At 73.2% G+C, this 21,098-nt stretch carries 18 protein-coding genes; 5 read left to right on the top strand and 13 right to left on the bottom strand.

The genetic code is table 11. The features are described 5' to 3' along the window. Nucleotides 1-26 precede the first annotated feature (26 nt). Genes tal through pgl form a run of 4 tightly spaced genes read left to right on the top strand, consistent with a single transcriptional unit; the run spans nucleotide 27 to nucleotide 4,532 of the window. Nucleotides 27-1,145, top strand: a complete 1,119-nt coding sequence (gene tal / locus CXR04_RS28910) for a transaldolase (protein ID WP_101425169.1) — start codon at nucleotides 27-29, stop codon at nucleotides 1,143-1,145. Nucleotides 1,146-1,151: 6 nt separating this feature from the next. Next, nucleotides 1,152-2,681: a glucose-6-phosphate dehydrogenase gene (gene zwf, locus CXR04_RS28905; protein WP_101425168.1), complete on the top strand. Its 1,530-nt coding sequence runs from the start codon at nucleotides 1,152-1,154 to the stop codon at nucleotides 2,679-2,681. Next, a complete protein-coding gene (opcA, locus tag CXR04_RS28900; RefSeq protein WP_101425167.1) occupies nucleotides 2,678-3,739 on the top strand; it encodes a glucose-6-phosphate dehydrogenase assembly protein OpcA in 1,062 nt (353 codons plus the stop codon). The genes zwf and opcA overlap by 4 nt, the downstream gene beginning before the upstream one ends. A gap of 10 nt (nucleotides 3,740-3,749) precedes the next feature. Continuing rightward, entirely contained in the window at nucleotides 3,750-4,532 is a 783-nt protein-coding gene (gene pgl / locus CXR04_RS28895; RefSeq protein ID WP_101425166.1) for a 6-phosphogluconolactonase, read from the top strand. 127 nt (nucleotides 4,533-4,659) lie between these two features. Here pgl and CXR04_RS28890 read toward each other — a convergent pair whose 3' ends face one another. Next, nucleotides 4,660-5,709 carry a BadF/BadG/BcrA/BcrD ATPase family protein gene (locus CXR04_RS28890; RefSeq protein ID WP_101425165.1) on the bottom strand — a complete coding sequence of 350 codons (1,050 nt, stop codon included), beginning with the start codon at nucleotides 5,707-5,709 and terminating at the stop codon, nucleotides 4,660-4,662. Nucleotides 5,710-5,819: 110 nt separating this feature from the next. Between CXR04_RS28890 and CXR04_RS28885 the strand changes: the two genes are divergently transcribed. Then, nucleotides 5,820-6,581 carry a sugar isomerase domain-containing protein gene (locus tag CXR04_RS28885; protein ID WP_101425164.1) on the top strand — a complete coding sequence of 254 codons (762 nt, stop codon included), beginning with the start codon at nucleotides 5,820-5,822 and terminating at the stop codon, nucleotides 6,579-6,581. Here the strand turns inward: CXR04_RS28885 and CXR04_RS28880 are convergent. The 12 genes from CXR04_RS28880 to rapZ all read right to left on the bottom strand — a co-directional run bounded on the left by CXR04_RS28880 (nucleotide 6,551) and on the right by rapZ (nucleotide 21,095). Beyond that, nucleotides 6,551-7,612, bottom strand: coding sequence for a PP2C family protein-serine/threonine phosphatase (locus CXR04_RS28880; protein ID WP_101425163.1), 1,062 nt, complete (start codon nucleotides 7,610-7,612; stop codon nucleotides 6,551-6,553). The genes CXR04_RS28885 and CXR04_RS28880 overlap by 31 nt on opposite strands. 88 nt (nucleotides 7,613-7,700) lie before the next feature. Beyond that, nucleotides 7,701-9,353: a glucose-6-phosphate isomerase gene (gene pgi, locus CXR04_RS28875; RefSeq protein ID WP_101426662.1), complete on the bottom strand. Its 1,653-nt coding sequence runs from the start codon at nucleotides 9,351-9,353 to the stop codon at nucleotides 7,701-7,703. A gap of 10 nt (nucleotides 9,354-9,363) precedes the next feature. Further along, entirely contained in the window at nucleotides 9,364-10,590 is a 1,227-nt protein-coding gene (locus CXR04_RS28870) for an MFS transporter (RefSeq protein ID WP_101425162.1), read from the bottom strand. A gap of 220 nt (nucleotides 10,591-10,810) precedes the next feature. Next, nucleotides 10,811-11,146: an RNA polymerase-binding protein RbpA gene (locus tag CXR04_RS28865; RefSeq protein ID WP_078560063.1), complete on the bottom strand. Its 336-nt coding sequence runs from the start codon at nucleotides 11,144-11,146 to the stop codon at nucleotides 10,811-10,813. 92 nt (nucleotides 11,147-11,238) lie between these two features. Then, nucleotides 11,239-11,469 carry a preprotein translocase subunit SecG gene (gene secG, locus CXR04_RS28860; RefSeq protein WP_101426661.1) on the bottom strand — a complete coding sequence of 77 codons (231 nt, stop codon included), beginning with the start codon at nucleotides 11,467-11,469 and terminating at the stop codon, nucleotides 11,239-11,241. A gap of 151 nt (nucleotides 11,470-11,620) precedes the next feature. Then, a complete protein-coding gene (gene tpiA, locus CXR04_RS28855; protein WP_101425161.1) occupies nucleotides 11,621-12,406 on the bottom strand; it encodes a triose-phosphate isomerase in 786 nt (261 codons plus the stop codon). Between the two features lie 9 nt (nucleotides 12,407-12,415). Continuing rightward, a complete protein-coding gene (locus tag CXR04_RS28850) occupies nucleotides 12,416-13,648 on the bottom strand; it encodes a phosphoglycerate kinase (protein ID WP_101425160.1) in 1,233 nt (410 codons plus the stop codon). Nucleotides 13,649-13,816: 168 nt separating this feature from the next. Further along, the gene (gene gap / locus CXR04_RS28845) at nucleotides 13,817-14,821 is read right to left on the bottom strand and encodes a type I glyceraldehyde-3-phosphate dehydrogenase (RefSeq protein ID WP_101425159.1); all 1,005 of its coding nucleotides are present in this window, start codon (nucleotides 14,819-14,821) and stop codon (nucleotides 13,817-13,819) included. A gap of 201 nt (nucleotides 14,822-15,022) precedes the next feature. Beyond that, nucleotides 15,023-17,989, bottom strand: coding sequence for a M14 family metallopeptidase (locus CXR04_RS28840; protein WP_101425158.1), 2,967 nt, complete (start codon nucleotides 17,987-17,989; stop codon nucleotides 15,023-15,025). Nucleotides 17,990-18,139: 150 nt separating this feature from the next. After that, nucleotides 18,140-19,117, bottom strand: a complete 978-nt coding sequence (whiA, locus tag CXR04_RS28835; protein WP_047015130.1) for a DNA-binding protein WhiA — start codon at nucleotides 19,115-19,117, stop codon at nucleotides 18,140-18,142. After that, nucleotides 19,108-20,142: a gluconeogenesis factor YvcK family protein gene (locus CXR04_RS28830; RefSeq protein WP_101425157.1), complete on the bottom strand. Its 1,035-nt coding sequence runs from the start codon at nucleotides 20,140-20,142 to the stop codon at nucleotides 19,108-19,110. Before CXR04_RS28830 ends, whiA begins: the two co-directional genes overlap by 10 nt. Next, nucleotides 20,139-21,095, bottom strand: a complete 957-nt coding sequence (gene rapZ / locus CXR04_RS28825) for an RNase adapter RapZ (RefSeq protein ID WP_101425156.1) — start codon at nucleotides 21,093-21,095, stop codon at nucleotides 20,139-20,141. Before rapZ ends, CXR04_RS28830 begins: the two co-directional genes overlap by 4 nt. Between the last annotated feature and the right edge of the window lie 3 nt (nucleotides 21,096-21,098).

Below are 21,098 nucleotides of genomic sequence, written 5' to 3'. Positions count from 1 at the left end.
ACACGATGTCAGGAGATGCAATACCGATGACCGACGCACTCGAGCGCCTCTCCGGTGAAGGCGTCGCGATCTGGCTCGACGACCTGTCCCGCAAGCGCATCACGTCCGGCAACCTCGCCGAACTGATCGACGAGAGCCACGTCGTGGGCGTGACCACCAACCCCACGATCTTCCAGAAGGCCATCTCTGCGGGCGACGGCTACGACGGCCAGCTCAGGGACCTCGCCACCCGCGGCGTCACCGTCGAGGAGGCCGTCCGCATGATCACGACGGCCGACGTACGCGACGCGGCCGACGTGCTCCGCCCGGTGTTCGACGCCACCCAGGGGCAGGACGGCCGGGTCTCCATCGAGGTGGACCCGCGGCTCGCCCACCACACGGCCCCCACCGTCGCCGAGGCCAAGCAACTGGCCTGGCTGGTGGACCGGCCCAACATGTTCGTGAAGATCCCCGCCACCCGCGCCGGGCTGCCCGCCATCACGGAGGTGCTCGGCAAGGGCATCAGCGTCAACGTCACGCTGATCTTCTCCCTGGAGCGCTACCGGGAGGTAATGGACGCCTTCCTCGCCGGCCTGGAGCAGGCGAAGGCCGCGGGCCTGGACCTGGCGGAGATCCGCTCGGTCGCCTCGTTCTTCGTCTCCCGCGTGGACACCGAGGTCGACAAGCGGCTCGACGCCCTGGGCACCGACGAGGCGAAGGCGCTGCGCGGCAAGGCCGCCGTCGCCAACGCCCGGCTGGCGTACGAGGCGTACGAGGAGGTCTTCTCCTCGGACCGCTGGCTCGCGCTGGAGAAGGCGGGCGCCCACAAGCAGCGCCCCCTGTGGGCGTCGACGGGCGTGAAGGACAAGGCGTACAAGGACACGCTCTACGTGGACGACCTGGTCGCCCCGGGGACGGTCAACACGATGCCGGAGTCCACGCTGCACGCCGTCGCCGACCACGGCGGGATCGAGGGCGACGCGGTGCGCGGCACGTACGCCGGTGCGCGCGCCGACCTCGACGCCCTGGACAAGCTGGGCATCTCGTACGGCGAGGTGGTCGGCCTGCTGGAGGACGAGGGCGTGGAGAAGTTCGCGAAGTCCTGGACCGATCTGCTCGACTCCACCCGGGAAGAGCTCGACCGCCGTGCACCGAAGGGGGCGTAGTCGACGGTGACCGGCTCTGACACCAATCCCCTGCGGGACCCGCAGGACCGGCGGCTGCCGCGGATCGCGGGTCCCTCGGGCCTGGTGATCTTCGGCGTCACCGGCGACCTGTCGCGCAAGAAGCTGATGCCCGCCGTGTACGACCTGGCGAACCGGGGGCTGCTGCCGCCGGGCTTCTCCCTGGTCGGCTTCGCCCGCCGGGAGTGGGAGGACGAGGACTTCGCGCAGGTCGTCCACGACTCGGTCAAGGAGCACGCGCGCACGCCGTTCCGCGAGGAGGTGTGGCAGCAGCTCTCCGAGGGCTTCCGGTTCGTCCAGGGCGACTTCGACGACGACGAGGCGTTCGAGCGGCTGCGCACGACCATCGAGGACCTGGACAAGGCGCGCGGCACCGGCGGGAACTTCGCGTTCTACCTCTCCGTGCCGCCGAAGTTCTTCCCGCTGGTCGTCCAGCAGCTCAAGGAGCACCGGCTGGCCGACCCGGCCGGTGACTCCTGGCGGCGCGCGGTCATCGAGAAGCCCTTCGGGCACGACCTGAAGAGCGCCGAGGAGCTCAACCGGATCGTCCACGAGGTCTTCGAGCCCGACCAGGTCTTCCGCATCGACCACTACCTCGGCAAGGAGACCGTCCAGAACATCCTGGCGCTGCGCTTCGCCAACACGATGTTCGAGCCGATCTGGAACCGGTCGTACGTGGACCACGTGCAGATCACCATGGCCGAGGACATCGGCATCGGCGGCAGGGCCGGCTACTACGACGGCATCGGCGCCGCCCGCGACGTCATCCAGAACCACCTGCTGCAACTGCTGGCGCTGACCGCCATGGAGGAGCCCACGGCCTTCGACGCGCAGGCGCTGGTGGCGGAGAAGACCAAGGCGCTGGAGTCGGTGCGGCTGCCGGAGGACCTGGGCCGGCACACGGTGCGGGCGCAGTACACCGCCGGGTGGCAGGGCGGCGAGAAGGTGCGCGGCTACCTGGAGGAGGACGGCATCGACGCCCACTCCGGGACCGACACCTACGCCGCGATCAAGCTGGAGATCGACAACCGCCGCTGGGCGGGCGTGCCGTTCTACCTGCGCGCAGGCAAGCGGCTCGGCCGCCGGGTGACGGAGATCGCCGTCGTCTTCCAGCGGGCGCCGCACCTGCCGTTCGACACCACCGACACGATGGAGCTGGGCCAGAACGCCCTGGTGATCCGCGTCCAGCCGGACGAGGGCATCACCGTGCGGTTCGGCTCCAAGGTGCCGGGCACGTCGATGGAGGTGCGGGACGTGACGATGGACTTCGCCTACGGCGAGTCCTTCACCGAGTCCAGCCCCGAGGCGTACGAGCGGCTGCTGCTGGACGTACTCCTCGGCGACGCGAACCTCTTCCCGCGGCCCCAGGAGGTCGAGCTGTCCTGGAAGATCCTCGACCCGATCGAGGAGCACTGGGCGAAGCACGGCAAGCCCGCGTCGTACACCGCGGGCACCTGGGGGCCGAAGGCGGCGGACGAGATGCTGGCACGAGACGGACGGAGCTGGCGGCGGCCATGAACATCGACCTCACCGAGACCACCTCGGCCCAGATCAACGCCGCGCTCGTGGGCGCCCGGCGGGCCACCGGCACGCCGGCGGTCGGGATGGTGCTCACGCTGGTGATAGTCACCGACGAGGGCAACCACTACGACGCGCTCAAGGCCGCCAGCCAGGCGTCCAAGGAGCACCCGTCGCGGATCCTGGTCGTCATCAAGCGGCCGGGGCGCTCCCCGCGCGAGCGCGCGCTGGCACGGCTGGACGCGGAGGTGCGCGTCGGCAACGAGACGGACACCGGCGAGACGGTGCTGCTGCGGCTGCACGGCGAGCTGGCGGGGCACCCGGAGAGCGTCGTGCTGCCGCTGCTGCTGCCGGACGCGCCGGTGGTGGTGTGGTGGCCTGAGGACGCGCCGGACAACCCCGCGGAGGACCTGCTCGGCCGGCTCGCCACCCGCCGCATCACGGACGCGGCGGCCTGCGAGGACCCGGTCGGCGCGCTGCGGCAGCGGGCCACGGCGTACGCGCCGGGGGACACCGACCTGGCGTGGACGCGGATCACACCGTGGCGCAGCATGCTGGCGGCGGCGCTCGACCAGCGGCACGCGGCCATCGAGTCGGCGGTGGTCGAGGGCGAGGAGTACAACCCCTCCTCGGAACTGCTGGCGCTGTGGCTGGCCGAACGGCTGCGGGTGCCGGTGGAGCGCACCGGCTCGCCGGGCCCGGGGCTGACCGCGGTGCGGCTGCTGACGACGGACGGCGTGATCTGCCTCGACCGGCCGAACGGCGCGCTGGCGGAGCTGGCGGTGCCGGGGCAGCCGGAGCGGCACGTGGCGCTCAAGCGGCGCACGACGGCGGAGCTGATCGCGGAGGAGCTGCGGCGGCTCGACCCGGACGAGGCGTACGCGCACGCGGTGGCGTACGGCGTGGAGCGGCTGGCGCCCGCGGGGGCGGTGGAGGCGGACGTAGCGGAGGCCGAGGCAGAAGCGGAAGCCGAGGCCGGGACGGCGAAGAAGGCGGCGCAGAAGAAGCAGCCGGCGAAGAGGGCCGCGGCAAAGTCCTCCTCGGCGAAGTCGTCGTGAACGGGGCGCCGTGAGCACGCCGCAGATCGTCGTCCACCACGACAAGGAGCTGATGGCCGAGGCGGCCGCCGCCCGGCTGATCACGAAGGTCGTGGACGCGCAGTCCGCCCGGGGCGCGGCGTCGGTCGTGCTCACGGGCGGCCGCAACGGCAACGGCCTGCTGGCGGCGCTCGCCGCCGCCCCGGCCCGGGACGCGGTCGACTGGTCGCGGCTGGACCTGTGGTGGGGCGACGAGCGCTTCCTGCCCGCGGGCGATCCCGATCGCAACGCGACCCAGGCCAGGGAGGCGTTGCTGGACGCGGTGCCGCTCGACCCCGCGCGGCTGCACGAGATGCCGGCGGCGCAGGCGGAGTTCGGCGCCGACGCGGACGCCGCGGCGGCGGCGTACGCGAGTGAACTGGCGGCCGCGGCCCGGCCGGAGGACCACGGGCCGGTGCCGGCGTTCGACGTGCTGCTGCTGGGCGTGGGCCCGGACACGCACGTCGCGTCGCTCTTCCCGGAGCTGCCGGGGGTACGGGAGACGGAGCGCACGGTCGTCGGTGTCCACGGGGCGCCGAAGCCGCCGCCGACGCGGATCTCGCTGACGTTGCCGGCGATCAGGGCGGCGCGGGAGGTGTGGCTGCTGGCGGCGGGCGAGGACAAGGCCCGGGCGGCGGCGATGGCGCTGTCGGGCGCGGGCGAGATCCAGGCTCCCGCCGCGGGCGCCCGCGGCCGGGCCCGCACCCTCTGGCTCCTGGACCGCCCCGCCGCGGCGCTGCTTCCCCCGGCGCTGTATCCGCCGGCGTCGCCGTAGCGGGAAGGGAAGCCGCCGCGGGGCATCGGGGTGCGAAGCCCCGCCGTGGCACCTCCGTAGTCTGAGCCGGCCCGCCTGAGCCGGCCCCGGGGCGGCGGGTCCGACGCCCCCGCGGCCGGGCCTCGCCTCAGAGCATCGTCCTGGCCAGCGCCACCGCGCCCGCCAGGCCGTCCGGGACCGGGGCCGGGGTCACGTCGTACGCGCCCATGCGGGCCGTGAAGCGGGGCAGGAGGGGGCCCGCGGGGGCGAGGAGGGCGCCGGTGGTGACGAGGGGTTCGCCGGGCGCGGGGGCGAGCACGGCGACCGTCTCGGCGAGGTGGTCCGCGGCCTCGTCCAGGATCGCCCCGGCCACCGCGTCACCGGCCGCAGCGGCCCGTACGACCACCGGGCACAGCCGAGCTATCTCCACCGGCGCTCCCGCGAACCCGGCATCGACCAGCGCGACCCGTACCACCGGATCCCCCATGCGCGGCGGGGCGGCGGAGTCCCGCTCCCCTACGCGCCCCGCGCCCCCGTCTTCCGCAGCCGCCTCCGCACCCGCTCCCCGCGCCCCGAACACCCTCTCCACCCGCCCTCCCCCGCCCGTCGCCGCCGTCAGCAGCCCCACCAGCGCCGTCGCCGGGCCCCTGCCGTCCAGGGAACGCAGCGCCGCTCGCAGCGCCTGCCGGGCGATCCAGAAGCCGCTGCCCTCGTCGCCCAGGAGCCAGCCGTGGCCGTCGATCGTCGCCGTCTGCCGCCGGGCCGCGATCCGGGCCGCCGACGCGCCCGTGCCGGCGATCGCGACCACCCCGGCCGCCGGTGCGCCCGGGCCCGCCGCGAAGGCGATCTCCGTGTCGCCGCGGATCTGCACCGGCACCGGCCGGACCCCGCCCCGGCGCAGCGCCGTGCGCAGCGCCGCGTGCGCCACCCGCGTGCCCGTGTCGTCCGGGTTGCGGGGCTCCGCGCCGGCGACGCCCGCGACCACCGCCGCGATCCGCCCCGTACCCGCCGCCTGAGCCGCCTCCGCCAGCGGCGCCACGCACGCCGCCAGCCGGGACGTCAGCACGTCCGGCGGCACCGAGCGCGGGTTTCCCGCCCCCGCCGACGCCGTACGCAGCACTCCGCCGCCCGCCGAGCGCGCGAGCGCCGCGCGGATCCTCGTCCCGCCCACGTCGATGCCGATGACCAGCTTCTCCACTGCCCGCTCCCGGTGGTCGGCTCCGCGCCGCGCCCTTGACGCGCCGTGCGCGACTGCCTGAGATTGACCCCGCGTACGGCACGTTGTCCAGACCACTCCCGGGAGCACCGATGAGCCTCAAGCCGATCAGCGCAGCCGCCTTCACCGCCGCGGCCCTGACCTCACTCCGGCGGGTGGCCGAGGGACAGCGCGCCGAGGTCGGCGCCGCCGCGACGGTGTTCGCGGACGCGCTGGGCGGCGACGGCGTGATCCAGGCGTTCGGCACCGGGCACTCCGAGTCGCTGGCGACGGAGATCGCCGGCCGCGCCGGCGGCTTCGTACCGACGAACAAGATCGCCCTGCGGGATCTCGTGATCTACGGCGGGGAGCCCCCCGCGCTGCTCTCCGACGCCAAGCTGGAGCGCGACCCCGCCACCGCCCGCCGGCTGTACGAGCTGGCCGCGCCGCACCCCGCGGACGCCTTCGTCATCGCCTCGAACTCCGGCATCAACGGCTGTGTCGTGGAGATGGCCGCCGTCGTCAAGGAGCACGGGCACCCGCTCGTCGCGATCACCTCGCTGTCCCACGGCACCCGCGCCGAGTCCCGGCACCCCTCCGGCAAGCGGCTGGCCGACCACGCCGACGTGGTGCTCGACAACGGCGCCCCCTTCGGCGACTCCGTGCTCACGCTGCCCGGCGGCGGCACGGCCTGCGCGGTGTCGTCGATCACCGGTGCCCTGCTCGTGCAGCAGGTCGTCGCAGAGGCGATCCGGTTGCTGCTGGAGCGCGGCGCGCCGCCGCCCGTGTACCTGTCGGCGAACATCCCCGAGGGCGACGCGCACAACGCCGCCCTGGAGGCCCGCTACGCGGGCCGGATCCGCCGCGGGGCGTAGCGCAGCAGCACCAGCGCCGAGTCGTCGTGCAGCTCGGGCGCCCAGTCCGTGAGGTCGCGCCGCAGCGCCGCGAGCACGTCCACGGGCGGGCGCTCGCGCGGCGCGCGGGCGTAGCGCTCCGCCAGCGGGAAGAACTCGCCCGCCGCGCTGCGCGCCTCCAGTACGCCGTCGGTGGTCAGCAGCAGCTCGTCACCCTCGGCCAGCGCCATGGTGGTCTCCTCCGCGTCCTGAAGGTACCTCGACAGACCGAGGCCCAGCGGCGGCCCGCCGTGCAGGTCGGTCTCGCGTACCCGGCCCGCGGCGCTGCGCACCAGCGGCGGGGGGTGGCCGTGGTTGAGGGCCCGGCACAGCCCCTCCGCGGAGATCGTCAGCAGCAGCACGGTGGCGAAGTCCTCGGGGCCGCCGTCGCGCGCCAGGCTGCGGTCCATGCGGGCGGCGATCCGGTCCAGCTCCGGCTCCTCGTGCGCGGCCTCGCGGAAGACGCCGATGGCCATGCCGGTGGTGCGGACGACGCCGAGGCCGTGGCCGCGTACGTCGCCGATGAGGACGCGGACGCCCCAGCGGGTGTTGAGCACCTTGTAGAAGTCGCCGCCGATCATCGATTCGTCCGCGGCGGAGCGGTACGAGTGCGCCACGTCCAGCGGCCCGGCCCGGGCGGGCGGCGCGGGCAGCAGGGCCTGCTGCGCGACGTTGGCGACCCGGATGACGCTGGTGAGCCGCCGCTCGCGGGCGAGGCGCTCGCGGTACACGACGAGCCCGACCACGGTGGCGCAGGCGATGGCGAAGATGCCCGACCAGAAGCCGAGGTCGAGTTCGCGGAAGTTCCACCAGCTCAGCGCGGTGCCGACGACAAGCGCCACGGCACCGGCGACGAGGATCGCCCGCCGGGTGCCGTTGACCGCGACGAACACCGGCACCACGGCGAACACGGTCTCCAGCGTGTGGCCCTGCGACACCGCGAGGTCCACGGCGGTGGCGACCGCCAGAAAGATCCCCGCGACCCAGTAGGAGGTCCCGCGCAGCCACCGCATCTCTCCAGGCTGCCGCGCGGAACCCCGCCCCGCCAGCAGAACGCCGCCGAACGCCGCAGGTCAGCGACGTTCGGCGGACATCAGTGCGTCAGCGGCCGCGCAGCGCCCGGTAGGCGTCGACCAGCGCGAGGGTCGAGCCGTCGAGACCGGGGACCGCCGTGCCGTCCGCCAGCGCCGGCTCCAGCCGCTTGGCCAGCACCTTGCCCAGCTCGACGCCCCACTGGTCGAAGGAGTCGATGTCCCACACCGCGCCCTGCACGAAGACCTTGTGCTCGTAGAGCGCCACGAGTTGCCCCAGTACCGAGGGCGTGAGCCCGTCGGCCAGGATCGTCGTCGTCGGGTGGTTGCCCGGGAACGTCCGGTGCGGCACCTGCGCCCCGGGCACGCCCTCGGCCGCCACCTCCGCCGCCGTCCTGCCGAAGGCGAGCGCCTGGCCCTGGGCGAAGAGGTTGGCCATCAGCAGGTCGTGCTGCCCGGTCAGCTCGCCCAGCTCGGGGACCGGCCGGGCGAAGCCGATCAGGTCGGCGGGGATCATCTTGGTGCCCTGGTGCAGCAGTTGGTAGTACGCGTGCTGGCCGTTGGTGCCGGGCGTGCCCCAGACCACGGGCCCGGTCTGCCAGCCGACGCGCGCGCCGTCGCGGTCGGTGGCCTTGCCGTTGGACTCCATGTCGAGCTGCTGCAGATAGGCGGTGAACTTCGACAGGTAGTGGCTGTACGGGAGCACGGCGTGCGACTGCGCTTCGAAGAAGTTGCCGTACCAGATGCCGAGGAGGCCCAGCAGCAGCGGCGCGTTCTCCTCCGGCGGCGCGGTGCGGAAGTGCTCGTCGACGAGCCGGAAGCCGGCGAGCATCTCGCGGAAGGCGACCGGGCCGATGGCCACCATCAGGGACAGGCCGATGGCCGAGTCGTACGAGTAGCGCCCGCCGACCCAGTCCCAGAACTCGAACATGTTGTCCGTGTCGATGCCGAACTCGGCGACCTTCGCCGCATTGGTCGACAAGGCGACGAAGTGCTTGGCGACCGCCTCGTCACCGGCGCCGAGGCCCGCCAGCAGCCAGCGCTTCGCGGCGGTGGCGTTGGTGATCGTCTCGATGGTGGTGAAGGTCTTGGAGGCGATGACGAACAGTGTGGTCTCGGGGTCGAGGTCGCGCACGGCCTCGTGCAGGTCGGCGCCGTCGACGTTGGAGACGAAGCGGACCGTGAGATCCCGCTCGGTGTACGCGCGCAGCGCCTCGTACGCCATGGCCGGGCCCAGGTCGGAGCCGCCGATGCCGACGTTGACGACGGCGCGCACCGGCTTGCCGGTGTGGCCGCGCCAGTCGCCGGAGCGGACCCGGTCGGCGAAGGTGGTCATCCGGGTCAGCACGTGGTGCACGCCGGGCACCACGTCCACGCCGTCCACCTCGACGGACTCGGCGCTGGGCGCGCGCAGCGCGGTGTGCAGCACGGCGCGGTCCTCGGTGATGTTGATCTTCTCGCCCCGGAACATGGCGTCGCGCAACTCGGCGACACCGGTCGCGGCGGCCAGTTCGCGCAGCAGGCGCAGGGTCTCGTCGGTGACGAGGTGCTTGGAGTAGTCCAGGTAGAGATCGCCGACGCGGAGCGTGTACCGGCGGCCGCGCTCGGGGTCGGCGGCGAACAGCTCACGCAGGTGCGTGGCGCCGAACTCCTCGCGGTGCTTGGCGAGTGCGTGCCACTCGGGGGTCTGGTCGAGCCTGGTGCGTGACGTGGTGTCGGCCATGCCGTCCAACCTAATTGATCCCGGAGCGTGCCGCCGGTCCGAGCGCGACCACCCCGAGGCCGGTGAGGACGGCCGCGGCCAGCGCCGGGGTGTTCTCCCCGAGGGAGCCGGCGAGCACCCCGCCGAGCACGGCACCGAGCGGCACCACGGAGATCGACAGGGTGCGGAACGCGGCGCTGGTCCGGCCGATGGCCCCGGCGGGGCTGCGCCGCTGCAGGACGGTGATCTCGGTCGCGGTCCAGAGCATCCCGGCGAAGCCGAGGACGGCGAGCGCGGCGCCGGCCGCGGGGAGGCTGCGTGCGGTGCCGAAGGCCGTCAGGCACGCCGCCTGGGCGAGGCCCGCCCAGACCAGGGTGCGCGGGGCGCCGAGGGCGGCAGAGACCCGGCCCGCGGCCATGCCGCCGGTGACGCTGCCGATGCCGTACGCGGTGAGCGCGAGGGCGTAGCCGGTGGTGCCCGCGCCGAGCCAGCCGGTCAGGTGCAGCACGAGGGTGGCGACGAGGGCGCCGAACCCGGTGTTGGCGACGACCGTGGCCGCGCACACGCCCCGGAGCACCGGGTCGCCCCACAGGGCGCGCAGCCCGTCGGCGACGTCCCGGCGCAGCGGCGTCCGGGGCCGCCCGGCGCCCGGCCCCGGCCGGTGCGGCAGGCCGGCGACCAGGACGGCGGCCAGCAGGTACGAGGCGGCGTCCACGGCGTACGGCACGGCCGCCCCGGCGCCGACGAGCACGGGCACCAGCGGCGTACCGGCGAAGCGGTGCACGGCCTCCTGGCCGGCCAGCAGCCGCCCGTTCGCGGTGCCGAGGGCCGCGGTGGGCACGACGGCGGGCAGCAGGGCGGTGGCGGCGTTGTCGAAGACCGTCTGGAGCGCGGTGAGCGCGAAGGCGAGGACGAGGAGCAGGGCGATGCCGGCCCGGTCCTGCCACACCGCGAACGCGAACGCGGCCATGAGGAGTCCGCGCAGCACGTCCGTGATCCACATCGCGCGCCGCTGGTCGACCCGGTCGGCGACGGCGCCGCCGATCAGCCCGAAGAGCAGCCAGGGCAGGAAGCCGCAGGCGGTGACGAGCGCGACGAGCAGCGCGGAGTCGGTCAGCTCGACGGCGAGCAGCGGCAGCGCGGCGCCCCGCAGGGCGTCGCCGAAGCGGGAGACGACGGCGGCGGACCACAGCCGCCCGAAGCCGCCGCGCCAGGCCGGTGCCGCGGTCCGCCGCGGGTGGGTGGTCTCGGATCGCATGCCGGGACCGTAGGTACGCGGGTACCCGGGGCGCCTCGGGCGGTTGCCCTATCCGCCGCCTCAGATCGGGCGGCGGGTCCTGGGGCGTGACGGCTCGGCGCGCGCGACGGCGCGCTGCCGGTACTGGTGCCGGCGTGGGTGCCGGAGGAGAAGGAGAGTGCCGCCGGTGCGGCTCGGGCGGCTCGGCAGGGCCGGGGGCCGCCCGCTGGCTCGGCCGGGGTCAGATCTCGCCGCGGAGCTTGGCGAGGGCCTCGGCGAGGATGGCCTCGCCATCGGCGTCGCTGCGCCGCTCGCGCACGTACGCGAGGTGCGTCTTGTACGGCTCGGTGCGCGGCGGGTCCGGCGGGTTGTCCCGGTCCTGGCCCGCCGGGAAACCACAGCGCGGGCAGTCCCAACTGTCCGGGATCTGTGCGTCGGTGGCGAAGCTGGGTCGGGTCTCGTGCCCGTTGGAGCACCAGAAGGAGACGCGCAGGCGCGGCGCTGACTCGCCCCGCTCCGCCTCCCCCATCGGCCCGGCGCCGACCCGGCTTCCACGGATCGCGTTGCCACTTGCCACGGTCGTAACTCCCTGCGTGAAATGCGGCGAGGCATCGTCGGCGACCCCGCCGCGGGCGCCCTAGTCTACGTACCGTCAGTCGCCGTGGTGGCTCAGCCGTCGAACTTCATCAGCAGGCCCAGCACGACGATGATGGCGAACCAGATCAGGCCGACGACCACGGTGATCCGGTCCAGGTTGCGCTCGGCGACGGAGGAGCCGCCGACGGAGGACTGCATGCCGCCGCCGAACATGTCGGACAGGCCGCCGCCCTTGCCCTTGTGCATGAGGACGAGCATCATCAGCAGCCCGCTGAAGATGATCAGGGCGATGGAGAACGCCACGGTCACGGCTTTTCCAACTCTCTCGGTGACGGACAGATACGTAAGGAGGCCGGTGCGGTCATCCTGCGTGACCGGCCCCCGACAGCCTACGACGAACAGGCGGCCCGGGCCTACTCCCCGGTCGGCGGGAAGAGGCCCGGGGCCGCGGAGCTCACTGGTCGCGGAAGCGGACGATCTTGACGAACTCGTCGGCGTCCAGCGAAGCGCCGCCGATCAGCGCGCCGTCCACGTCGGGCTGCGCCATGATCGCCGCGACGTTGCCGCCCTTGACGGAACCGCCGTACTGGATGCGTACCGCGGCCGCGACCTCCTCGCTGTACAGCTCCGCCAGCCGCTGCCGGATCGCGCCGCAGACCTCCTGCGCGTCGTCAGGCGTGGCGACCTCGCCGGTGCCGATGGCCCACACCGGCTCGTACGCGACCACGATGCTCTCCGCGTCCGCGGCGTTGACGCCCTTCAGCGCCCCGTCGAGCTGCGCCAGGGTGTGCGCGACCTGCTCGCCGGCCTTGCGCACCTCCAGGCCCTCGCCGATGCACAGGATCGGCGTGATGCCGTACTTGAACGCGGCCTTGACCTTGGCGTTGACGAGCGCATCGTCCTCGCCGTGGTACTGCCGCCGCTCGGAGTGGCCGACGACGACGTACGTGCAGTGGAGCTTGGCCAGCATCGGGCCCGAGACGTCGCCCGTGTACGCGCCGGCGTCGTGCGGCGAGATGTCCTGGGCGCCGTACTTGATCTTGAGCTTGTCGCCGTCCACGAGCGTCTGCACCGAGCGCAGATCGGTGTACGGCGGCAGGACGGCGACCTCGACGGCCTCGTAGTCCTTGTCGTGGAGCGCGAAGGCGAGCTTCTGGACGTGCGCGATGCCCTCAAGGTGGTTGAGGTTCATCTTCCAGTTGCCCGCCATGAACGGGATACGGGTCGGCTTGTCGTTCATCGTTACGGGTCAGTCCTCCAGTGCGGCGAGGCCGGGGAGCGTCTTGCCCTCAAGGTATTCGAGGCTGGCGCCGCCGCCGGTCGAGATGTGGCTGAATGCTCCTGGAAAAGCCTTCTCGTCGAAGCCCAGGATGCGGACCGCGGCGGCGCTGTCACCGCCGCCGACGACGGTGAACGCGGCGCTGTCCACCAGGGCCTGCGCGACCGCGCGGGTGCCCTCGGCGTAGTCGGGGTGCTCGAACACGCCCATCGGCCCGTTCCAGAAGACCGTGCCGGCGTCGGCGATCTTCGAGGCGAAGAGCCGGCCGGACGCCGGGCCGATGTCCAGCCCCAGCACGTCGGCGGGGATGGCGTCTGCCGGTACGGTCACGGGCTCGGTCGGCGCCTGCGCCTTGACGTCCGGGAACTCCCGGGCGGCGACGACGTCGACGGGGAGCACGAACTCCACGCCGAGTTGCTCGGCCCGCGCCAGGTACTCCTGGACCGCGGGCACCTGCTCCTCCTGGAGCAGGCTGGAGCCGACCTCGTACCCCTTGGCCTTGAGGAAGGTGTACGCCATGCCGCCGCCGATGAGGATGCGGTCGGCCTTCTCCAGCAGGTGGTCGATGACCCCCAGCTTGTCGGAGACCTTGGCGCCGCCGAGTACGACCGCGTACGGCCGCGCGACGTCCTCGGTGAGCTTGCGCAGCACGCCCACCTCGGCGGCGATCAGGTAGCCGACGTAGTGCGGCAGCCGGGCGGGCAGGTCGTACACCGAGGCGTGCTTGCGGTGCACGGCGCCGAAGCCGTCGCCCACGTACACGTCGGCCAGTTGGGCCAGCTCGTCCGCGAACGCGCCGCGCTCGGCGTCGTCCTTCGCGGTCTCACCGGGGTTGAACCGCAGGTTTTCGAGCAGCGTGACCTCGCCGTCGCCGAGCCCGGCGACGATGGCCTTCGCGCTCTCGCCCACGGTGTCCGTGGCGAACTCCGTCTTCTTCGCGGAGTCCCCGAGCAGTTCGCCCAGCCGGCGCGCCACCGGCGCGAGCGAGAACGCCGGGTCGGGCGCGCCCTTGGGGCGGCCGAGGTGGGAGGCGACGACCACCCGGGCGCCGGCCTCGGCCAGCTTGGCGATCGTCGGGACGACGGCGCGGATCCGGCCGTCGTCGGTGATGGTGGTGCCGTCCAGCGGCACGTTGAGGTCCGCGCGGACGAAGACCCGCTTGCCGGCGATGCCTTCGCCGAGGAGGTCGTCGAGCGTCTTCATGGAGACTCCTGCATCACTGCTGACACCGCCCGCACACCGCCGCGGAGCGGCGCGCGCGGCGGCCTGGTCGTCGGAACGAGCGGGGCCCCGCCGCCTGCGGCGGCCGGGCCCCGGCCCACGTGGGCTACCCGGGGAGCCGCGGCCCCCCGGCCAGGCGGCTGCGTCGCCTCAGAGGCGCTCGCCGACGAAGCTGGTGATGTCGACCAGACGGTTGGAGTAGCCCCACTCGTTGTCGTACCAGCCGACGATCTTGACCTGCTTGCCCTGCGCCATGGTCAGCAGGGAGTCGAAGGTGCAGGACGGCGCGGTGTTGACGATGTCCGAGGAGACGATCGGGTCCTCGGTGTACTCCAGGATGCCCTTGAGCTGGCCCTCGGCGGCCTTCTGGTACGCGGCGTTGACCTCGTCCTTGGTGACCTCGCGGCTCAGCTCGACCACCAGGTCGGTGACGGAGCCGGTGGGCACCGGCACGCGCATCGCGATGCCGTCCAGCTTGCCCTTGAGCTGCGGCAGGACGAGCGCGGTGGCCTTCGCGGCGCCGGTGGTGGTCGGGATGATGTTCTCCGCGGCGGCGCGGGCGCGGCGCAGGTCCTTGTGCGGGAAGTCCAGGATGCGCTGGTCGTTGGTGTAGGCGTGGACGGTGGTCATCATGCCCTGCACGATGCCGAAGTTCTCGTCCAGCACCTTCGCCATCGGCGCGACGCAGTTCGTCGTACACGAGGCGTTGGAGATGATGTTGTGGGCGGCCGGGTCGTAGGAGTCCTCGTTGACCCCCATCACGATGGTGATGTCCTCGCCCTTGGCGGGCGCGGAGATGATGACCTTCTTCGCCCCGGCGTCCAGGTGCTTCTGCGCGTCCGGGGCCTTGGTGAAGATGCCGGTGGACTCGATGACGACGTCCACGCCCAGCTCGCCCCAGGGCAGGTTCGCCGGGTCGCGCTCGGCGAGCATCTTGATGTCGCGGCCGCCGACGGTGATGGCGTCGGCGGTGTGGCTCACCTCGGCCTTGAGCTTGCCGAGCAGCGTGTCGTACTTCAGCAGGTGTGCGGTGGTCGCGGCGTCACCCAGGTCGTTGAACGCCACGACCTCGATGTCCGCACCCTGCTCAAGGATGGCGCGGAAGTAGTTGCGGCCGATGCGGCCGAAGCCGTTGATGCCTACGCGGATCGTCACGAACCGATCTCCTCGTTGGTACGCCGGTCCTTCATCGACCGGTGCTCTGACTGGGAATCCCCGACCACTGCCGACCCTACCGCTTCCGCCCCCGCGTGGCGGCCCGGACCCCGCCGGTGACGCGGACGGCGGCCCGTACCCCCCGGTAGGGCTACGGGCCGCCGCCGCGATCCGGCGTCGCCGCCGGTCAGCGGGCCTGTATCAGCGCCTCAGATGGGACAGTGCGCGGCTCAGAAGAGCGGCGCGTGCGGGCTTGTCGGCGAGGTGCTCGACCCCGAAGCCGACGAGCACGGTGTCGCGGGTGGAGACGGCCGCGTAGCTCTCGAAGAGCTTGCCGCTACGGGCCCAGTCGGCGGCGGCCGCGGGGCTGCCGGGCGGCGGTCCCGGCGCGGTCCAGGCGCCGAGTCCGCTCTCGAAGCCCTCGGTGTCGCGCTCGGTGCCGCCGGCCACCACGGCGGTGTCGTCGGCGAAGAGGCCGCTGCCGCCGGTGCCGGGGTCGGTGACGTACGACAGGGACAGCTCGACCTGCTTGCCGGCGTAGGCGGAGAGGTCGTACGAGACCTCCTGCCAGCCGCCGGAGGAGTCGGTCAGGCCGTGCCAGGCGCCGCTGGTGCCGCTCGCGGTGCAGCCGTCCGCGCCCTGGGTGAGGTACTGGCGCAGGAACGGGTGGGCCTGGATGAAGAAGCCCTGGCCGCACTCCTCGGGCACCCGGTCCGTGGTGGCGCCGCCGGACTCCGGCAGCGTCGTCCAGTCGTCCCCGCCCGGGGTGCGGGCCTCCAGCAGCACGAAGTCGTAGCCGGCCTCGGTGTCCCAGTTGAGCGCGGCGCGCAGCGCGGGTGCCTCGGCGGCGGTGACGCCGGTGAGGTCCACGGTGCGGGTGAGGCGCTGCCAGTCGTTGTTCTCGTGCTCGGCGATCGCCATCCACTCGCCCTCGTACGGCGCGTAGGGGTTGACGCCGCCCTCGTACGCCCCGGCCTGCGCGGAGTCGAACTGCGGGAACTCCGCGGGCGGTAGCGCGTCGGAGGTGACGGTGTACGCGCCGGCGCCGTCCAGCGGGTTGCCCGCCGCGTCGCCGAGGGCGCCGGTGGTGCCGCCGAGCGCGCCGGCGCCGGTGAAGCCGTCGGGTCCCACGGTGGCGGAGCGGGAGTAGGCCCCCAGGTAGTACTGGCTGAAGTCGTCCGTCTGGGCCCGGCCGACGAGCGCGTCGCCGCCGGCCTGTTCGCCGGCCTCGACCAGCTTGCCGCCCTCGTTGAGGTAGGCGCGCAGGGCGAGTTGGGTGTCGCCGCCGGGGGCGCCGGCGCCGGTGTAGTGGACGACGCTGCGGAAGTGGCCGAGGACGCCGAGGGCGTGCGGCGGGCCCTGGGTGGCGACGTCCCAGACGGCGGCGGAGCGGCCGGAGGCGCGCAGGGCGTCGACGTACGCGCCGGCGTGCCGGGCCTTCGCGCCCTCCTCGGCGACGACGAGGGTGTCGGCACGGGGGCGTTCGGCGACGGTGAAGGTGAAGTGCTCGCTGGCGGTGCGCTTGCCGGCGCGGGTGCGGCCGGTGAACCAGACCTCGACCTCGTCGCCGGGCCCGACGTCCTCGACCTCCGCGCGGTACTCGTCGAAGAGGATGTTGTCCTCGCCGCCGTAGGTCTCGCCGCCCTTCCAGGAGCCGACGTCCTCGTCACGGGTACGGCCGCCGTTGACGCGGTAGTTCAGCTCCTTGTCCCGTACGGACTTGCGGGCGACGACGGAGACCTCCTGGTCCGCCTCGTCGCGGTCGCGGGCGTAGGAGACGGTGAAGTCGTCGACGGTGAAGTCGGGGGCCTCGATGCCGACGGAGGACGCCGGCTGGTCGGGGTGGGCGGCGGTCTCGGCGATGGAGAGGGCGAAGGGGATGTTCTTGGCGAACTCACCCTGGATCAGCTTCTCGTCGTCGGGGAAGTTGAAGCCCGACTGGCAGTCGCGCGGGTTCCAGGAGTCGTCGGGGTCGAGGGCGGAGGCGGTCTGGCAGGTCGTCATCTCCGGGGTGAACATCATCATCCCGTTGACGTTGGCGGCGTGGCCGTCCGCTTCGCCGTTGGTGGTGTACAGCTCGGAGGAGACCTGGGGGCGGTAGCCGGGGACGGCGGAGTTCTCCGGGGTGCCGGCGAGGGCGCGGTAGAGCACGTCGTCGGGGGTGTCGGTCGCGACCTGCCAGCCGACGCCGTAGAGCAGGAGTTCGGCGGCGGAGTGGTAGTTGATCCCGTACTCGAAGCCGATGCGCTTCTGGAAGGCGTCGATGGCGCGGGTCTCCGGCTCGGATCCCGGGCCTGCGCCGCGGTAGGTCTCGCTGCGCGGGTTGGGCGAGGAGCCCTCGTTGTCGTAGCCCCACTTGTAGGAGAAGTTGCGGTTCAGGTCTATGCCGTCGCCGGTGGTGTACCGGCCGTCGCCGTTGATGTCGCGCATGTTCTTGCGCCAGAGGCGGGCCCCGTCGGGGTCGTGCGTCCAGTCGTAGCCGTCGGGGTTGGCGGACAGGACGAACCACAGCTCGGTGGAGTCGACGATGCCGGTGAGCTTGCGGTCCGTGCCGTAGCCGTCGAGGAAGTGGTGCAGCAGCCGGCGCGTCATCTCCGGGGTGATCCACTCCCGGGCGTGCTGGTTGGACATGTAGAGCACGGCGGGCTTGGCGCCGTCCCGGGAGGTCTTGGCGCCCTTGGTGAGCTTCAGGGCGAGGATGTCCTTGCCCTGGAGGGTCTTGCCGATCGAGACCAGCTTGGTGAGCTTCGGGTACTGCCGGGCGATCCCGGCCAGCTCCTCCTGAAGCCCGCCCGCACCGCTGTACGGGCGGAAGACGCCCTCCGCCGCGGCCTCGGTGCGGGCCTCGGCGCGTGCCGGAACGGTGCGCTCGGCGAGGTCGACGCCCTGCCCCTCCAGCTTCTTGGCCTGCGCGTCGGTCAGGAACAGCTCGACCTCGGCGGTGCCGCGGGCCGGGGCCCGCTCGCCGAGTTCGTGGGCGTCCTGGCCGACGGCCAGCAGCAGCGGGACCTGGGCGCGGGTGACGTCGGCGGTGAAGACCTTGACCTCGTCGGCGGCGGCCCCGGCGGCCGGCCCGGGACCGGCGGCGGCACCGGCGACCGGCGCGGCCGCGAGGCCGCCGAGCAGCAAGGCGGCTGATGCGAGGATCGCACTGGCTCTTCGTCTCATGTGCCCCTCTTTGGCTTGTCTGTCTCGTGGACGAACAGCAGTCAGGCTGCGGGTGACTCATGTCCACGTCAAGATGCCGGGAGGGGTGAAGAAGCCGCGGTGCGGCGGCGGATGAAGGGGGTGCGGAGTCGGGGCCGGGCGGGGCGGGCGTCAGCCCACCATCTCCTCCGTGAGGTTCGCCTCCGTGCCCGGGATGCCCAGGTCGCCCGCCCGCTTGTCGGCCATGGCGAGCAGCCGGCGGATCCGGCCCGCGACCGCGTCCTTCGTCAGCGGCGGGTCGGCGAGGGCGCCCAGTTCCTCCAGCGACGCCTGCTTGTGCTCCATGCGCAGCCGGCCGGCCGCCGCCAGGTGCTCCGGCACCTCGTCGCCGAGGATCTCCAGCGCCCGCTGCACGCGGGCGCCGGCCGCGACCGCCGCGCGGGCGGAGCGACGCAGGTTGGCGTCGTCGAAGTTGGCCAGCCGGTTCGCCGTGGCACGCACCTCGCGGCGCATCCGGCGCTCCTCCCAGGCGAGCACCGACTCGTGCGCACCGAGCCGGGTGAGCAGGGCGCCGATGGCGTCCCCGTCCCGTACGACCACGCGGTCCACGCCGCGCACCTCGCGGGCCTTGGCCGGGATGCTGAGCCGGCGGGCGGCGCCGACCAGGGCGAGGGCCGCCTCCGGGCCGGGGCAGGTGACCTCCAGCGAGGAGGAGCGGCCGGGCTCGGTCAGGGAGCCGTGGGCGAGGAAGGCGCCGCGCCAGGCGGCCTCGGCGTCGCAGGTGGCGCCGGAGACGACCTGCGGGGGCAGCCCGCGGATGGGCCGGCCGCGGCCGTCGACCAGGCCGGTCTGCCGGGCCAGTTGCTCACCGCCGGCGACCACGCGGACCACGTACCGGCTGCTGCGGCGCAGCCCGCCCGGGGCCATGACGATCATCTCGGACCCGTGCCCGAAGATCTCCAGGATGTCCTTCTTCAGCCGCCGCGCGGCGACCCCGGTGTCCAGCTCGGCCTCGATCACGATGCGGCCGCTGACGAGGTGCAGCCCGCCGGCGAACCGGAGCGTGGCCGAGACCTCCGCCTTGCGGCAGCACGTCCGGGTCACGGGGAGCCGCGAGATCTCGTCCTTCACCGCTGCCGTCATCGCCATGGCCCGATCCTTCCATGCATCCGAAAAATACGGTCGTACGCGGCGGCCAGCAGCTCCGGATCGTGCCGGGGAGTCCCGTCGGTCCGCGCCACCGGCGCCAGCTCGACCGAGCCCTCAAGCTCTTTCGCAGCCTCGCGCAACCCGTCGCGCTCTGCCGCACCGGGCACTGCATCCTTGTCGGCCAGCACCACGTCGAGGGCGAGTTTAGGGGCGTGTCGTCGCAAAACCTCCAAATGACGCCGCGGGGAAAATCCGTCCGTTTCCCCCGGCTGCGGGGCGAGGTTCAGGGAGAGGACCTTGCGGGCCTTGGTCTCCACCAGGGCCTCACGCAGGTCGGGCACCAGCAGGTGCGGGATGACGGAGGAGAACCAGGAGCCCGGGCCGAGCACCACCCAGTCCGCCTCGCGGACCGCCTCGACGGCGGCCGGGACGGCCGGCGGGTCGGCGGGCACCAGGTAGACCTGCTGCACCTCGCCGGGGGTCAGGGCCACGGTGGCCTGGCCGGCCACGGTGGTGACCGCCTCGGGCAGCTCCGGCGCGTGGCCGCGTACGTCGGCGCGCAGCTCCAGGGGCACCGCGGACATGGGCAGCACCCGGCCGTGCGCGCCCAGGAGCGTACCGACCAGGTCGAGGGCCGCGACGTGGTCGCCGAGCTGCTCCCAGAGCGCGACGATCAGCAGATTGCCGACGGCGTGGTCGTGCAGCTCGCCCTGGCTGGTGAAGCGGTGCTGGATGACGCGGGACCAGGTCTGGCCCCAGTCGTCGTCGCCGCAGAGCGCCGCCAGCGCCTTGCGCAGGTCGCCCGGCGGCAGCACGCCCAGCTCGGCGCGGAGCCGCCCGGACGAGCCGCCGTCGTCGGCGACGGTGACCACTGCGGTGAGATCGCCGGTGATCCGGCGCAGCGCGGCGAGGGAGGCCGACAGGCCCATCCCCCCGCCGAGCGCGACCACCTTCGGCTGCGAACCGGGTCTGCGGGCGCCCCGGCGGCGCAGCCGGAGGTTCCGGCCGCCGGCGATCCGGCTCACTCGCGCCCCATGTCCCGGTGGACGACGACGGTCTCGATGCCGTCCGAGGCGAGCCGGCGGGCCAGCCGCTCGGACATCGCGACGGAGCGGTGCTTGCCGCCGGTGCAGCCGACGGCGATGGTCACGTACCGCTTGCCCTCGCGCCGGTAGCCCTCGGTGACCAGGTGCATCAGCTCCGCGTAGCCGTTGAGGAACTCCTTGGCGCCGGGCTGGTTGAAGACGTACTGCGCGACGTCCTCGTTCAGCCCGGTGAACTGGCGCAGCTCGGGGACCCAGTGCGGGTTCGGCAGGAAGCGGCAGTCCACCACCAGGTCGGCGTCCACCGGCAGGCCGTACTTGTAGCCGAAGGACATCACCGTGGCGCGCAGCTCGGGCTCCTCGCCGCCGGCGAACTGGGCGTCCATCTTCGCGCGCAGCTCGTGCACGTTCAGGCTGGAGGTGTCGATCACCAGGTCGGCGTCGCCGCGCAGCTCGCGCAGCAGGTCGCGCTCGGCGGTGATGCCGTCCAGGATCGTCCCGTCGCCCTGCAGCGGGTGCGGGCGGCGTACGGACTCGAAGCGGGCCACCAGCGAATTGTCCGACGCCTCCAGGAAGACGATGCGCCGGGGGACCCCCTTCTCCTTCAGGTCGGCCAGGGACTCCTTCAGATTGTCGAAGAAGCGCCGGCCGCGGACGTCCACGACGACCGCGATCCGCGCCACGTTCCCCTGCGAGCGGGCACCCAGCTCCACCATCGTGGGGATGAGGGCGGGCGGCAGGTTGTCCACGACGAACCAGCCGAGGTCCTCCAGGCACTTCGCGGCCGTGCTCCGGCCGGCGCCCGACATCCCGGAGATGATCACCAGCTCGGGGATGCCCGCCTGCGCGGAGTCACCCGTCTCGCCCGGCCCGGCGGCCGGGTCACCCGTGGTCACGGTGGTCTCGTCGGTCTCGTGTGTCCCGTTGTCGTTCATCGC

Source organism: Streptomyces sp. CMB-StM0423, from assembly GCF_002847285.1.
Classification (GTDB): Bacteria; Actinomycetota; Actinomycetes; order Streptomycetales; family Streptomycetaceae; genus Streptomyces.
The sequence above is the reverse complement of the archived record's forward strand: the minus strand, read 5'-3'. Positions and strand labels throughout refer to the sequence as shown.